This is a genomic window from Mesorhizobium sp. W067 (genome assembly GCF_054719525.1).
Genome location: NZ_JBTTII010000001.1, coordinates 4723973 through 4738167, shown reverse-complemented (window position 1 = coordinate 4738167; position 14195 = coordinate 4723973). Strand labels below are relative to the sequence as shown.

Genomic DNA, 14195 nt, shown 5'->3' with positions numbered 1-14195 from the left:
AATTTCGAGGCATGATCGACTTCACCTTCAAGCGTTGGAATGTGCTATCTGATGCTTATGGAAACAGCTGTCGCGTCCGACCCGTTCGTCGCTTCTTTGCCGGTCTTCGCAAAGTTCGAAAGCGTTGCCGATATCGACAACTATCGGCCTCTCCCCGATGGCTGGGCGCTGGCCACCGCCGACATCGTCGGCTCGACCAAGGCGATCGAAGCCGGGCGCTACAAAACCGTCAATATGGCCGGCGCCAGCGTCATTTCGGCGCTGCTCAATGCACTGGGCCGGCAAGATCTTCCCTTCGTCTTCGGCGGCGACGGCGCGCTCGTGGCGTTTCCCGGCTCGGCGCTGGAGATCGCCCGTAACGCGCTGGCTTCTGTCCAGAGATGGGTGGCGGACGAACTGGACCTGACCTTGCGTGCCGCAATCGTGCCGATAAAGGACATAAGAGCGCAAGGCCTCGACGTTCGCGTGGCGAGGTTCCAGGCCTCTGAAGCAGCCTTCTATGCCATGTTCGCCGGCGGCGGCGGCAGTTGGGCGGAAGCCGAAATGAAAGCCGGGCGCTACCGCGTCGACCCCGCCCCGGCCGGCGCGCGGCCGGATCTGACCGGCCTCTCCTGCCGCTGGAACCCGATCGAAGCCCGGCATGGCGAAATTGTCTCGATCATAGCCGTGCCCGGGGCATCGCGCGACTTGCGTGGTTTCCAGTTTCTGGCTTCCGACATCATCACCCTTGCCGGCAGGCAGGAGCGCGATGGCCACCCGGTGCCGGTGGACGGTCCGGCCTACAGTCTCTTGCCCGCCGGTCTCGATGTCGAGGCACGGGCCACGGCGCCGCCGGGGCGGCGGTGGCTGGCCAAGCTGTGGGTGATCTTCCTGATGACGCTTACGGCCGTCACCGACAAATTGGGCTGGACGATCGGCGGTTTCGATCCGAAGGTCTACAAGCGCGAGGTGGCCAGCAATTCGGATTTCCGCAAGTTCGACGACGGCTTGAAGATGACCATCGACGTCGACGCGGATGTGTTGCAGCGGATCGAGAACCGGCTGAAACAAGCGGAAGAGGCCGGCATCTGCAACTATGGCCTGCACCGCCAGAAGTCGGCCTTGATGACATGCCTCGTCATCTCGCCGCTGCAGCGCGATCATGTTCACTTCATCGATGGCGCCGCCGGCGGCTATGCAATGGCTGCCGCAAGCCTGAAGGCGAAGGCGCCGGTCTGATGACGGCTTGGGGAATCGATTTTCCGCAATGCGCCGCGGCCATGGTTCTTGGGACCCGGCGAGCCCAACGGTGCCTGAGCCGACCAATTATTTGCGCGATGTCAGGATCGGGATTGCACTTCGCCGGCAGCCTCGCCACATAGTGTTGCAGGTGATTTGTGCGGTCGACGTCTGCTTGCTTCCTGCAAGGACAGTCATTCGGGATATTCTTCGCCGGCTTCTGCCCCCGAAGCCGGCTTCATTGACTTCGAGAATTTTGCGGATCAAAGGAGATGGCTCGTCTTCGACGGGTTTCGAGATAGCATGAGCACAGCGCAAGCAGAAATTTCCAACATTCTCATGGATAAGGTTGCCGATTGGCTGACCCAATCGGCGCTGGCGGGCGACGACCTGGAAACATTGGTCAAGGGTTTTTGTGAACGGCTGGCTGCTGCCGGCCTGCCGCTGAAGCGGGTGCATTTGAGCTTTTCGATGCTGCATCCGCTTTATGACGCGCTCGGTTTCACCTGGATTCGCGGCCAAGGCCTGGAAGTGGAAGGCTTCCGGAGTGAGAACGGCGTCCATTCCGACAGATTCCTAACCAGCCCATACTACCATCTGCTCAGCAACAAGCTCGACCATCTGCGGCGCCGGCTCGACCCGTCGGTGCGGTCGGAGTTTCCTGTTTTCGATGAGCTCAGGCTTATGGGCGTCACCGATTACATGGCTTTCGTCCATCCCTTCAACGGCGATACAAGTCAGGGCATGTTGGGGTCCTGGTCCACCGACAGTGCTTCAGGCTTCAGCGACAGCATGATTTCGGCGCTGCTGCGGATCCAGAACCATCTCGCCATAGCAAGCAAGATGGCGGTGCTCACCAAGCTTGCCGACAACATGATGACCACGTATCTCGGCGGTGACGCCGGCAGGCGCGTGCTGGACGGCCAGATCAAGCGCGGCGAGGGCGACACAATCCGGGCCGCGCTGGTGATGGGCGATATGCGCGGGTCGACAAGGCTCGCCGAAACCTCCGGCCGCGAAGTCTATATCGATACGCTGAACCAGTTTTTCGATGCCATCGCAGCACCATTCAATCGCAAAGGCGGGCAGATCATGAGTTTCCTGGGGGATGGATTCATTGCCGTCTACCCCTGCGAAAGGCACCGCGCGCAGTCAGAGATCGCCTGCCAGGCTGCTCTTGCGGCTGCGCACAAGGCCAGCATGCGCATGATGGAGCTCAATCTGCGCAGAAAAGAGCAAGGACTGGGCGACATAAAATTTGGTATCGGCCTGCATGTCGGCAATGTGATGTTCGGCAATGTCGGGCTTACCGACCGACTCACATTCTCGGTCTTCGGCTCGGCTGTAAACGAGGTCCAGCGTCTCCAGACCCTGACCAAGAAATATCCGCACAGCGTTCTCGCCAGCAAGGACTTCGCCGGCTATTGCGGGGCCAACAGTTGGCTGACGCTCGGCGAGGAGGAACTGGCGGGCAGCAAGCAGAAGCTGACGGTGCTTTCACCCGATCTGTCGGGTGCTCTCGCACTCGATGAAGACGCTGCGCTGCAGCCGTTTCACGATCGGATATCGGACGCCGAGCAGGTCATGCTGCTTCATCGCGATGCCGCGCGGCTGTCGGCGGGCGACCGGAGGAAGCTCCAGTAGTCACCACCATCCGATCTGGACGCCCTGGTATGCTGTCCGGCCGCCGGTCGCCGGGGAATTCGTTTCGAATCCAAGTTGCTCTGCGCTGACAATGCGCTAGTCTTGCTTTTTTGGGGCCGGTCGGGAGGCGCCAGATTGGGGCTGGTGTGGGAATGGATGCAGGCGTTGATCTGCTGCGGATCGAGGATGTTGGCATCTCTTTTGCCATTGTCGGGGGACCGTTGCATGCCGTCAGGCGGGCAAATCTTCGCGTCCTGCCCGGCAAGGTCACCGCACTTGTCGGTGAGTCCGGTTCCGGAAAATCGGTTCTCAGCCAGGCCGTGATGGGCATCTTGCCGAACACGGCCCATGTTCGCGGCCGTATCCTGTTTTCCGATCCCAAAAAGCCCGGCACGACGCAGGATATCCTGCAGATGCCGCGCGACGGACCCGAAATCCGGGCGTTGAGAGGCAGCCGCATCGGCAAGATCTTTCAGGAGCCGATGACATCGCTGTCGCCGCTGCACACGATCGGCAACCAGGTCAGCGAATCCCTGCAGATTCATACGCACATGGATCGGACGGAGCGCAAGGCACGGACCGAGGAAATGCTCGGCCTCGTCGGGTTCCCCAATCCCAAGCGCGCCTACGACATGTATCCGTTCGAACTTTCGGGAGGATTGCGGCAACGCGCCATGATCGCCATGGCGCTTATCTGCCGGCCCGCTCTGTTGATCGCCGATGAGCCGACGACGGCGTTGGACGTCACCATCCAGGCGCAAATCCTGCAATTGCTGCGCGGGCTTCAGACCAAGCTCAACATGGCAATGCTGCTGATCACGCACGACCTCGGGGTGGTTGCCAATGTCGCCGACGAGGTGGTGGTCATGTACCATGGCGAGATCATGGAAGCGGGCCCTGTGGAGGCAATATTCCGCCGGCCAGGCCACCCTTACCTGAAGGGCCTCATGGCAGCCGTCCCGCATTTCGACCTGAAGCCTGGCGAAAGGCTGAAGGCGCTCCGCGAGGTGCCGGTGAATGTCGGGACCCTGCTGGGCAAGCAGACGGCGCCGGAAGCGAAGGGGCCGGACGACATTCTGCTGTCGGTCAGGGATCTGAAAAAGGTCTACACCATCCGCAACTCCGGATGGTTCAGCGGGAGCCATCAGACCTCTGTTCGCGCCGTGGACGGCGTCAGCTTCGACATCAGGCGAGGTGAGTGCCTGGGCCTGGTTGGCGAAAGCGGCTGCGGCAAAACCACCGTCAGCAAGATCCTGATGCGGGCCGTCACCCCTACCGGCGGCTCCGTGATCTTCAACGGCCGCGACGGACCGATCGACGTCCTGGAAGCCGAGGGAGACGCCCTGCGCTTGCTGCGGGCGAAACTCCAGATGGTTTTCCAGGATCCGGTCTCGTCGCTTTCGCCTCGCATGACCGTGGAAAACATCTTGAGCGAGCCGCTGGAAATCCATCAACGTGGCAATGCCGCGTCCCGGCTAGCCACGGTCAAGAGCCTGATGCAGGCAATCGGGCTCGATCCGCGCTTCATCCAGCGTTATCCCCACAGCTTCTCCGGCGGGCAGCGTCAGCGTATCGGCATCGCGCGCGCGTTGGCGCTGGGGCCTGAACTGCTGATCTGCGACGAGCCGGTTTCGGCGCTCGATGTCTCCGTGCAGGCGCAGATCCTGAACCTTCTGAAGGACCTGCAGAAGGAACTGGGCCTGACCTACCTGTTCATATCCCACAATCTGGCGGTGGTGGACTACATGGCGGACCGCATCGCGGTGATGTGCGGCGGGCGTATCGTCGAGCTTGCACCGCGCGAAATTCTGCTCAGGAAACCGATCCACCCCTACACGCGCTCACTGCTCGCCGCAGTCCCCTTCCCCGATCTCGACCGGCCGATGGATTTCAAGACGCTGAAGCTCGGCGGCGCTTCCGACACCAGCGCATGGGGCCCGCAATTCCGCGACGAGGGCGAAGAGGATATGCTGTCGCCGCTCGATCTCGGCGGCGGCCATCTCGTGCTGGCCCGACGTTCGGCCGATGTCAGCGAGTTACGCCATTGATCAGCCGCCGCACTGTCCTTGGTCTCATGGCTTCGGCATTTCTGCCGGGCACGGCGCGCGCCGGCGATCTGGAGCCGGATTTTCTTCAGCCGCAGCTGAAAGCCAGGGCTCTGCCGCCACTCGCGGAGCGCCTGCCCAAAAGCCCGCGCGCGTTGAACCTCGCGGCGATGGGCCGGCAGCCCGGCCAGTATGGCGGCACGCTGCGTACGATCATCGGCAGCCAGAAAGATATCCGGATGATGACGATCTACGGGTATTCCCGGCTGGTCGGCTATGACGAAAAGCTTAACTTTCAGGCCGACATTCTCGAAAGTTTCGACGTAAAGGATGATCGCGTCTTCACGTTCAAGATTCGTGAAGGCCATAAATGGTCAGACGGCAGCCTGCTGACGCCGGAGGATTTTCGTTATTGCTGGGAAGATGTCTGGCTGAACGATGAGCTTTCGCAAGGGGGGCTCGCCCCTGCCCTGCTGGCGGACGGCAAGCCGCCACGTTTCGAGATCGTCGATCCGTTGACGGTGCGCTACAGTTGGGACGCGCCCAATCCCGACTTCCTGCCCAAACTTGCCGCTGCTTCGCCGACACCGCTTGTTTTGCCAGCCGCCTATCTCAAGCAGTTCCACAAGAAATATCAGGATCCATTCCGGCTCGCCGGCCTGATGAAGGAGAACCGGACCGCAAAATGGACGCTCCTGCACATCCGCATGTCGCGGCAGTATCGCCCGGAGAACCCGGATCTGCCGACACTCGACCCCTGGCAGAACCGGACCAAGCCGCCGGCCGAGCAGTTCATCTTCGAGCGCAACCCGTTCTTTCATCGAACAGACGAGAACGGCCGGCAACTGCCCTATGTCGACCGGATCATCATGAATGTCAGCTCGTCGGCGATCATCTCCGCCAAGACCGGTGCGGGCGAGAGCGACCTGCAATGCATGGGAATCGACTTCAGCGATTACTCCTTCCTGAAGGACGCGGAGAAGCGCTACCCGGTGAAGATGCATCTGTGGAAACGCACACAGGGTTCGCGCCTGGCGCTGATGCCCAATCTGAATTGTGCCGACCCGGTGTGGCGTGGCCTTTTGCGTGACGTGCGCGTGCGCCGCGCCCTTTCGCTCGCTGTGGACCGGCGCGAGATCAACATGGCCGTGTTCTACGGATTGGCGCAGGAAAGCGCCGACACGGTCTTGCCGGAGAGCCCGCTCTACCGGCCGGAATTCGCGAAAGCCTGGGTCGCCCACGATCCCGACCAGGCCAATGCCCTGCTTGACGAGGTCGGCCTTCAGGCCCGTGACGATGACGGCCTGCGGCTACTTCCCGATGGACGCCCGGCGCAGATCATCGTGGAAACGGCCGGCGAAAGCACGCTGGAAACTGATGCGCTCGAACTCATCACTGATCACTGGCGCAAGATCGGCATCGCTTTGTTCATCCGGACTTCGCAGCGCGACATCTTCCGCAGCCGTGCGCTTGGCGGCCAGATCCTGATGTCGATGTCGTCGGGCATCGACAATGGCGTGCCGACCGCCGACATGAATCCATACCAGTTGGCCCCCACCATCGACGACCAGCTGCAATGGCCGCTCTGGGGCGCTTACTATCTGTCGCATGGCAAGATGGGTGAGGCGCCCGATGTTCCTGAAGTGGTCGAGTTGATGGCTTTGCTCAAGCGCTGGAACGGATCGACCCAATCCAGCGAGCGCGCCGAAATCTGGAACTCGATGCTGTCGATCTACACCGATCAGGTGTTCTCTATCGGTACGGTGAACGAAACACTTCAGCCGATTCTGGTATCCTCGCGGCTGCGCAACCTGCCTGACAAAGCACTCTACGGCTACGACCCGACCTCCTATTTCGGTGTCTACATGCCGGACACATTCTGGCTTGGAGGCTCCTGAGCGTGCTTCGATATCTTGTCTGGCGCATCGCCGTGATGGTTCCAACGCTGCTGGTCATATCGGCGCTTGTGTTCACCATCATCGAACTTCCACCGGGCGACTATTTCGACAGCTATGTCGCCGAGCTTCGGGCCCAGGGCGAAGCGGTGGATTCCGACCGCATCCAGATGATGCGCAAGGAATATGGTTTCGACCAGCCGCCGGTCATTCGCTACTTCTACTGGGTGGGCGGGATGCTGCACGGCGATTTCGGCTATTCCTTCGAATATGAGCTGCCGGTTCGCGACGTCGTCGGCGACCGAATGTGGCTGACCGTGCTGGTTTCCTTCGTCACGATCATCTTCACCTGGCTCATCGCCTTTCCGATAGGCATGTACTCCGCCACGCATCAATACAGCTGGGGCGACTACGGCCTGACTTTCTTCGGCCTTCTCGGCCTTGCCATTCCGAATTTCATGCTGGCGCTGATCCTGATGTATTTCGCCAACATCTGGTTCGGCACGTCCATCGGCCACCTCATGGACCAGCAATATCTCGGCGAGCCGATGAGCTGGGCCAAGGCGAAGTCGATCCTCGCCCATCTCTGGATCCCGGTCCTGATCATCGGCACCGGCGGCACGGCGAGCATGATCCGGCGGCTGCGCGCCAATCTGCTCGACGAACTGCACAAGCAATATGTCGTGACGGCGCGCGCCAAGGGCCTGCATCCGTTCAAGGCGCTGGTCAAATATCCGCTGCGCATGGCGCTCAATTTCTTCATTTCCGACATCGGCTCGATCCTGCCGGCCATCATCTCCGGCGCTGAGATCACGGCTATCGTTTTGTCTTTGGAAACGACCGGGCCGATGCTGATCAAGGCGCTGCAAAGCCAGGATATGTATCTGGCAGGGTCATTCCTGATGTTCCTTGCCTTCCTGACGGTTATCGGCGTGCTGATTTCCGACCTGGCGCTGGCGCTGCTTGATCCACGAATTCGTTTGCAGGGTGGCAGCACCAAATGAAGCAGGACTCGCCGCTGCCCGCTCCGGGTGCTCCACTGCAACACTACATTTCCGGCGCGCCCTTCGACCTGCAGTCGGTCGAGGCGATGACGCCGGAGCAATCGAAGGTCTTTCAGGCATCGCAGTTGCGGCTGATGTGGTGGAAATTCCGCAAACACCGGCTTGCGCTTATATCCGGCATATTCCTGGCAGTGCTGTATTCCGGGATACTGATCTGCGAGTTCCTGGCGCCCTACAATCTGCACTCGCGCAACATGGACTACATCTATGCGCCCCCGCAGCACGTGCATCTGTTCCACAATGGCGAGTTCGTCGGGCCGTTCGTCTATGGCCGCCAGATGACGCTGGATATGGACACGCTCAAGCGGAACTACATCGAGAAGCACGACGATGTTCAGCGGCTCCGTTTCTTCTGCAAGGGCGACACTTATCGGTTCTGGGGCCTGATCGAAGGTGACAGGCATTTTGTCTGTCCTGCCGAAAACGGGCAGCTGTTTCTGGCCGGCACCGACAGGCTGGGGCGCGACGTGCTCTCGCGCATGATCTATGGCGCACGCATTTCACTGACTATCGGCCTCGTCGGCATCAGTTTCAGCTTCCTGCTCGGCATCGTCATCGGCGGACTGGCCGGCTATCACGGCGGTATCTTCGACCTGATCGTCCAACGGATAATCGAAGTCCTGCAATCGATTCCCAGCATTCCGCTATGGCTGGCCCTGGCGGCGATCATGCCGATAACCTGGAGTCCGATCCTGATCTATTTCGGCATCACCGTCATCCTCGGGCTGCTCGACTGGACCGGACTGGCGCGCGCCGTGCGTTCAAAGCTTCTGGCCTTGCGCGAGGAGGATTACGTTCTGGCGGCGCAGTTGATGGGCGCCGGAAGCAGCCGCATCATCAGGCGGCATCTCATTCCCGGCTTCATGTCGCATCTGATCGCGACGGCGACGCTCTCCATCCCTGGCATGATCCTGGGCGAAACGGCGCTGAGCTTCCTCGGGCTCGGCCTGAGGGCGCCGATAACCAGCTGGGGCATCCTGCTCACCGAGGCGCGCAGCGTCAGCGTGATCGCGTTCTATCCATGGCTGCTTTTGCCGATGCTGCCGGTCATCCTCGTTATCATGGCGTTCAACTTCCTCGGCGACGGCTTGCGGGACGCCGCAGACCCCTACAAGTGATATCGCTGTTCCACCGCGCGGCCTGCCGAACACTCCACCCGGTATGACGCTTGTCGGCGGCCGGTTGCGTTATTGCAGGGTTCGTCGTTCGCCTTTATATGCAGCAAGCCTCGATCGGGGCTGCTGGTTCAGGACACACAATCGCATATGAGTCGCCTCGATAATTTCATCAGCAGGATGACCGCGCAGCGCGACATTCTCAATCGAATCTGCCCCGAGGTGGCGAAGATGGAGGGGCTTGTGCTTGAGCTCGGCCTCGGCAATGGCCGGACATTCCACCATCTGCGCGAGCTTCTGCCCGGGCGCCGGATCGTGGTGTTCGACCGCGAAGTTGGCGCGCACACTAGCTCAGTTCCCGAAGCTGAAAACCTCGTGCTCGGCGAAATACGCGAGACGGGCCGCAAGTTCATTGGCATCGAAGCCGCCCTTGTTCATGCCGACATCGGCACCGGCTATGACGATCGCGATGCAGTGACCGCTACCTGGCTTCCCGATCTGATTGCGAGCCTGCTTCGCGTCGGCGGCTTCGCGGTCAGTGGCACGCCGCTCGATCACCCGCTGCTGCAACACCTCCCGGCGCCCACTTCGGAGCCCGCCGACCGTTATTTCCTCTGCAAGCGCGTGTAAGCGGCAGAGAACTCTTCAGGGGATCGTATAAACCGCAATCTCCCGCTCGATGCCGCGCAGCGAGACCTCGTGCGGCACGGGCGTCAGCGCGTTCCTGTGCAACAAATCGGCGGTGAGATTATCGTCGACCACCGCACGCGTGGCGAAGATCGCCTGTGCGTTGGCGAGGTTCTGGACCCGCGAAGCAATGTTGACCGTCTGGCCGAAATAATCCTGCCGCTCGTTCATGGACACGGCTATGCAGGGGCCGGCATGAACACCGATCTTGAGCAGAAGGTCCTCGCGCCCGCTTTTGTCATTGAGCGCCCGCATGGCGTCGCGCATCCGCAGCGCCGCGGCAATCGCACGGTCAGGCGTCGCGAAGGTCGCCATCACCGCATCGCCGATCGTCTTCACAACCGCGCCTGCCTCCGCCGCGACGATCTCGTGCAGAACCTGGAAGTGCTCGCGCACGAGATCGAACGCTGAAAGATCGCCCACCCGCTCGTAAAGCTCGGTCGATCCGCGCAGATCGGTGAACAGGAATGTCAGGCTGGTGATCTTCAGGCGCTGGTTGATGTCGAGCGTATCCGTGCGATAGAGATCCCGGAAGGTCTGGTTGGTGAGCAGGCGCTTGGCGGTCACGAAGGGCCGGCGCTTGCCCAGGAAATCATGCAATACCGGGCAGGCGATGAAGACCGTCGGCAGCACGCGCGTGTCGGTCCTGTTTTCCAGCGAAATGCGCAATGGGCCGGGTTGCATCTCCAGCGTCTGGCTCTGGACATGGTCGCGGTCGAAGGCCAGAGAGAGGTTTCGCCGCTCTTTTGCCGGTTCGCCCTTCGCGTCGATGAACTGGGCCGAATGCGTGACCGGCTCGAAGACGATGATGAATTGGGGCGGAAGCTGGATGTGCAGAACCGCCTTTTCACCGGGCGCAAGCTCGATATCTTCCAGCGAGAACGCTTCCATCTTTTCCGCCAGATCCTCGTCCGGCAGATCGGCCCCGGACGCCCAGTAGATCTGGCGGTAATATTCCACCAACGGCAGTTCGTGTGGATTGTGGGCGGCAATCCTGCGCACGCGGGGACTGACGGTGAATGTCACCTCGACCATCTCGTCGAGGGTCGGCGAATAGCCCTGGGAGCACAGCGCGCAGGTGTATTCGTCCTTCTGCATGGTTTTCAGCGTGGCGTTGGTGTCGAGCACGCCGCCACAGCCGGGGCACAGAACATTCCAGGAAATGTCGAAGATGCCCACCCGCGCCGCATGGAGAAAGGCGCTTATGGTGCGTTCTTCGTCGAGGCCACGCTTGCTGGCGAAGGCCAGCGCATTGATGCGGCAAAGTTCGCGGTCCTTGCCCTCGGCGATGGTTTGCCGGATTGCGTCGATTGCCTGCGGATCGACATCGGTCGATTGCCGCAGAAGCGAGAACAGATCCTGAGCTTCGGTCATCGTGCAGGCTCCGGAAATTGCGCCGCTAGAGCATGATACCGAAAAGTGTGAAGCGGTTTTCGGACGACATCATGCTCTTCCTGATTCAGAGGCGGATTCAGATTTCAGGTCGGACAGACCTGAAATCATCCGGCTCTAGGCGTGTTGGCCGGACCGATCTTCGACCCGAACGCTCCATCATACTGCTAAACGGGCCGTACGGCCATTCGAATGGACAAGCCTGGTGACAGGTCAATTTCCATTTGTTGAATTCCAAACTATGATAGCCCATGGGGCATTCATCTCTGGGGTTTTCTCCATGCCGACACGCGACAACCCGCCATTTCCGGCGGCCCTGCGCCTTTTCTCGGCGGGGGTCATCATCGTCCTGATCGTCGGGGCCGGCCTGTTTTTCGCGCCTGCGCTGGTCAAGCCGCGCTGGCCCTGGGCCGTCACGCCGTTCAATGCCCGCTTCCTCGGCGGCTTCTACACCGCCGAAATGGCAGTGATGGCGGCGCTGCTGGTCTGGAATCGCTGGTCGCCCGGCAGGCTCGTGCTGGTCATGGCCTTCATCTTCACCGTCATCGTGTCGGCGGCTTCGTTCATCAATCTCGGTTATTTCAACTTCGAGCGCAAAGCCCCCTGGCTCTGGTTTCTGGTCTATCTTGCGTCAGCCGCGGTATCCGGGCTGTTCCTGTGGCGGGCAAGGGCCCGCCCTTCTGCAAAAGGCGTGATCTTGAACCCCGCATGGCGCGCCTACCTACCGGTGGAAATGACGATCCTCGGGGCCTACGGCGTCGGCCTGTTGCTGTTTCCCCTGACATTCGGTGGCTTCTGGCCATGGCCGATCGATGCTTTTCACGCCCAGGTCTACAGCGCCATCTTCCTCGCGGGTGCAGGCGGCACCTATCTCGTCTGGAGAAGTGCGCCGCGTGAGGAATTGCTGGTGCTCGGCCTGGCGCAGTTTCTGGTTGGCCTGCTTGCCGTCCTTGGCCTCGTCATCACCGACGCCGCCGTGCACCGGATCGACTGGACGGCGGCCGGGACATTGTGCTGGCTCGCCCTTTTCGGCTGGATCGGCATCAGCGGTATCCTCAAACTCTACGCCGCCCCCCGGCATTTTGCCGCGCAATCGGCATAGGTCGCAGAGACGGCTGGATTTTCAGGTGACGTCCGGTGCATCGTGCCGGGCATATTGCCTCTGTCCTTTGTTCTGACGCAATTCCGGACGGAAAACCGCTCACACTTTTCCTGGAATTGCTGTAGCCGGAAAAGCCATGACCAGCACGCCACCCCTAGAGAAAATCCAGCCGCAGCTCCGGGCCGTCCGGCCAAGCGATGCCGAGGCGCTGTGCGCTATCTTCAATATGCCGGGGTTCCGCTGGGGCACGCTCAGGATGCCGTTCGAGATGGTGGAGCAGGTGGAGCGGCGCATCGCCAAGTCCGGCCCGGAAACCACCTGGATCGTTGCGGAGCTGGACGGCAAGGTTGTCGGCCATGGCAGCCTGGTCGCGCAGGGTTCGCCGCGCCGCTCGCATATCGGCGAGATCAATATCGGCCTTGACGATGGTTTTGTCGGCAGAGGCATCGGCTCTGCCATCCTAGGCGCGCTGCTTGACGTGGCCGACAACTGGCGCGCCCTGAAGCGGGTCGAATTGAGCGTCTATGCCGACAACGAACCGGCCATCCGTCTCTACACAAGCCACGGCTTCGAGGTCGAGGGACGGCATGTGAAGGCCGGTTTTACCGACGGGCAGTACCACGACCTCCTGAGCATGGCCCGGCTGCGGTTCTGATGACCACCGTCCCTGCCCCTGCCCCTCCGGTGGACATTTTGGCCGTGCTGTCGCTGCTCTGCCCGGAGGTCGTGCGTGACATCGAGCAGAACTGGAATGCACCGGTTTCCGATTATGCCCGCCATCTGTGGCGGCCGGTGGCAAGGCCTGGATCGGCACCGTCGATCGCTGCCCGCTCGATCCTGCGCGACGTCCTGCAGCAGCGCCTCGGTGCGATCATGCAGCCTGAAGCGATCGGCAAGGCCCTCGACGAATTCGACCACAGACCGGTTATCCAGTCCGGCCTGCACTGCCTGCTTCTGATGGATCGCATCACCTTCGATGCCCTGCTGCTTGCCTGGCTCGGCGCGGTCGAAAACGGGCTGTCGGCTTTTTTCGGCTTCATGGGAACGACCATGACCATGGAGACAACCGGCCGGGAGGGGCCGGGATGGCTCGATGTCGGCGACGACAAGGTCAATTTGTTTGGCATGGGGCGCCACAAACTGTGCCGCAAAAGCGCCTGCGCGGCCGGTCCCGTCGCCCTCAACGGGCGCGCGCTCGAAACGGTGGGCAATGCGACGGATGCCAGAAGCTGGCTGGGCACGCTGCTTGCCAGCCAGGGCAGGGTGTTTGCAACAGCCGCCGATGCGCTGACAGAACTCAACGAGGATCTGGTCGCCGATTGGGATCGTTCCGGCATGGCCCGGCCGGTTTTCGTCGATGATAGGCTGGCCGCGACTGTCGTGTCGCGGCATCTGGAAGATGAAGGCAGCCTTCTTTCCAGGCTGCTCCTCGAGCCCGCAAGGCGCCGGCGTCTCGACCATGCCTTGCAAGAAGCCGCATCGGGCCCATTTGGCAGGTTCCTGCCCAATGCCACGGCCTATTTCTGGGGCATCCGCGAGCAGCGCGTGCGCAAGCTCGTCCTCGAGAACGGGCGGCTGATCGAGCCTGACAGGCCGCATGGTCTTTCCATCCCGTTCGAGCGGCCGCATCTCCAGCAGGCACTGCTCGACGGCATGCTTTTGCCGGACTTGTTCCTGATGTTCCTTGCCCTTGCCATATTGCCGCGCGTGCGGGTTGTGGGCGGCCTGAGACAGATTGGCTATGTCGCGCTTTTCCACTCGATCCTGCTGGCTGCGCTTGATGAAAACGCGCCAGAAGAGCGCGATCTGGCCGCCGAGCTGCAGGTTCGGGAAAATGCCTGGGGCATGCGGGTCATCGATGAACAAATCTCGGTCCGCGAGCAGCTTGCCGGACTGCCGGAAGGGGCGCTGTTCCCGGACCTGCTGCGGCAATACCGGTTGCGGACATTTGCCGAGACGACCGATGACCTGAAACCGGTTCGCGAAAACGCCCGATGGCGCAAGATCGGCCGGGCCTCAGGCCTCTGATCCGG

General features: G+C 61.4%; 11 protein-coding genes. 10 read left to right on the top strand and 1 reads right to left on the bottom strand.

The features are described from left to right. The first annotated feature begins 39 nt into the window (after positions 1 to 39). The 7 genes from ACYG97_RS23120 (at position 40) to ACYG97_RS23090 (ending at position 9611) form a co-directional block, all read left to right on the top strand. Positions 40 to 1218 carry a DUF3095 domain-containing protein gene (locus ACYG97_RS23120; protein ID WP_027050460.1) on the top strand — a complete coding sequence of 393 codons (1179 nt, stop codon included), beginning with the start codon at positions 40 to 42 and terminating at the stop codon, positions 1216 to 1218. 303 nt (positions 1219 to 1521) lie between these two features. Then, complete coding sequence (locus ACYG97_RS23115) at positions 1522 to 2862, top strand: adenylate/guanylate cyclase domain-containing protein (RefSeq protein ID WP_023672139.1); 1341 nt, start codon at positions 1522 to 1524, stop codon at positions 2860 to 2862. 152 nt (positions 2863 to 3014) lie between these two features. Next, positions 3015 to 4910: an ABC transporter ATP-binding protein gene (locus ACYG97_RS23110; RefSeq protein ID WP_023672138.1), complete on the top strand. Its 1896-nt coding sequence runs from the start codon at positions 3015 to 3017 to the stop codon at positions 4908 to 4910. Further along, positions 4907 to 6805: an ABC transporter substrate-binding protein gene (locus ACYG97_RS23105; RefSeq protein WP_023692891.1), complete on the top strand. Its 1899-nt coding sequence runs from the start codon at positions 4907 to 4909 to the stop codon at positions 6803 to 6805. The genes ACYG97_RS23110 and ACYG97_RS23105 overlap by 4 nt, the downstream gene beginning before the upstream one ends. A gap of 2 nt (positions 6806 to 6807) precedes the next feature. Continuing rightward, positions 6808 to 7806 carry an ABC transporter permease gene (locus tag ACYG97_RS23100; RefSeq protein ID WP_023672136.1) on the top strand — a complete coding sequence of 333 codons (999 nt, stop codon included), beginning with the start codon at positions 6808 to 6810 and terminating at the stop codon, positions 7804 to 7806. Next, complete coding sequence (locus ACYG97_RS23095) at positions 7803 to 8984, top strand: ABC transporter permease (RefSeq protein WP_031196756.1); 1182 nt, start codon at positions 7803 to 7805, stop codon at positions 8982 to 8984. Before ACYG97_RS23100 ends, ACYG97_RS23095 begins: the two co-directional genes overlap by 4 nt. A gap of 147 nt (positions 8985 to 9131) precedes the next feature. Next, positions 9132 to 9611: a class I SAM-dependent methyltransferase gene (locus tag ACYG97_RS23090; RefSeq protein WP_023715728.1), complete on the top strand. Its 480-nt coding sequence runs from the start codon at positions 9132 to 9134 to the stop codon at positions 9609 to 9611. Between the two features lie 15 nt (positions 9612 to 9626). On the opposite strand, the gene ACYG97_RS23085 is transcribed toward ACYG97_RS23090, so the two are convergent. Then, positions 9627 to 11042, bottom strand: coding sequence for an adenylate/guanylate cyclase domain-containing protein (locus tag ACYG97_RS23085; RefSeq protein ID WP_023715729.1), 1416 nt, complete (start codon positions 11040 to 11042; stop codon positions 9627 to 9629). Between the two features lie 298 nt (positions 11043 to 11340). Here ACYG97_RS23085 and ACYG97_RS23080 point away from each other — a divergent pair, with 298 nt between their 5' ends. The 3 genes from ACYG97_RS23080 (at position 11341) to ACYG97_RS23070 (ending at position 14190) form a co-directional block, all read left to right on the top strand. After that, positions 11341 to 12162 carry a hypothetical protein gene (locus ACYG97_RS23080; RefSeq protein ID WP_023715730.1) on the top strand — a complete coding sequence of 274 codons (822 nt, stop codon included), beginning with the start codon at positions 11341 to 11343 and terminating at the stop codon, positions 12160 to 12162. Between the two features lie 136 nt (positions 12163 to 12298). After that, positions 12299 to 12817 carry a GNAT family N-acetyltransferase gene (locus tag ACYG97_RS23075; RefSeq protein ID WP_023698122.1) on the top strand — a complete coding sequence of 173 codons (519 nt, stop codon included), beginning with the start codon at positions 12299 to 12301 and terminating at the stop codon, positions 12815 to 12817. After that, on the top strand, positions 12817 to 14190 hold the full coding sequence (locus ACYG97_RS23070; protein ID WP_031261984.1) for a hypothetical protein: 1374 nt from the start codon (positions 12817 to 12819) through the stop codon (positions 14188 to 14190). Before ACYG97_RS23075 ends, ACYG97_RS23070 begins: the two co-directional genes overlap by 1 nt. The last annotated feature ends 5 nt before the right edge of the window (positions 14191 to 14195 follow it).

Coding starts and splice junctions, on each gene's coding strand:
- ACYG97_RS23110 (WP_023672138.1), top strand. CDS start 3,015: ATGGATGCAGGCGTTGATCTGCTGCGGATCGAGGATGTTGGCATCTCT.
- ACYG97_RS23120 (WP_027050460.1), top strand. CDS start 40: ATGTGCTATCTGATGCTTATGGAAACAGCTGTCGCGTCCGACCCGTTC.
- ACYG97_RS23115 (WP_023672139.1), top strand. CDS start 1,522: ATGAGCACAGCGCAAGCAGAAATTTCCAACATTCTCATGGATAAGGTT.
- ACYG97_RS23085 (WP_023715729.1), bottom strand. CDS start 11,042: ATGACCGAAGCTCAGGATCTGTTCTCGCTTCTGCGGCAATCGACCGAT.
- ACYG97_RS23075 (WP_023698122.1), top strand. CDS start 12,299: ATGACCAGCACGCCACCCCTAGAGAAAATCCAGCCGCAGCTCCGGGCC.
- ACYG97_RS23090 (WP_023715728.1), top strand. CDS start 9,132: ATGAGTCGCCTCGATAATTTCATCAGCAGGATGACCGCGCAGCGCGAC.
- ACYG97_RS23080 (WP_023715730.1), top strand. CDS start 11,341: ATGCCGACACGCGACAACCCGCCATTTCCGGCGGCCCTGCGCCTTTTC.
- ACYG97_RS23070 (WP_031261984.1), top strand. CDS start 12,817: ATGACCACCGTCCCTGCCCCTGCCCCTCCGGTGGACATTTTGGCCGTG.
- ACYG97_RS23095 (WP_031196756.1), top strand. CDS start 7,803: ATGAAGCAGGACTCGCCGCTGCCCGCTCCGGGTGCTCCACTGCAACAC.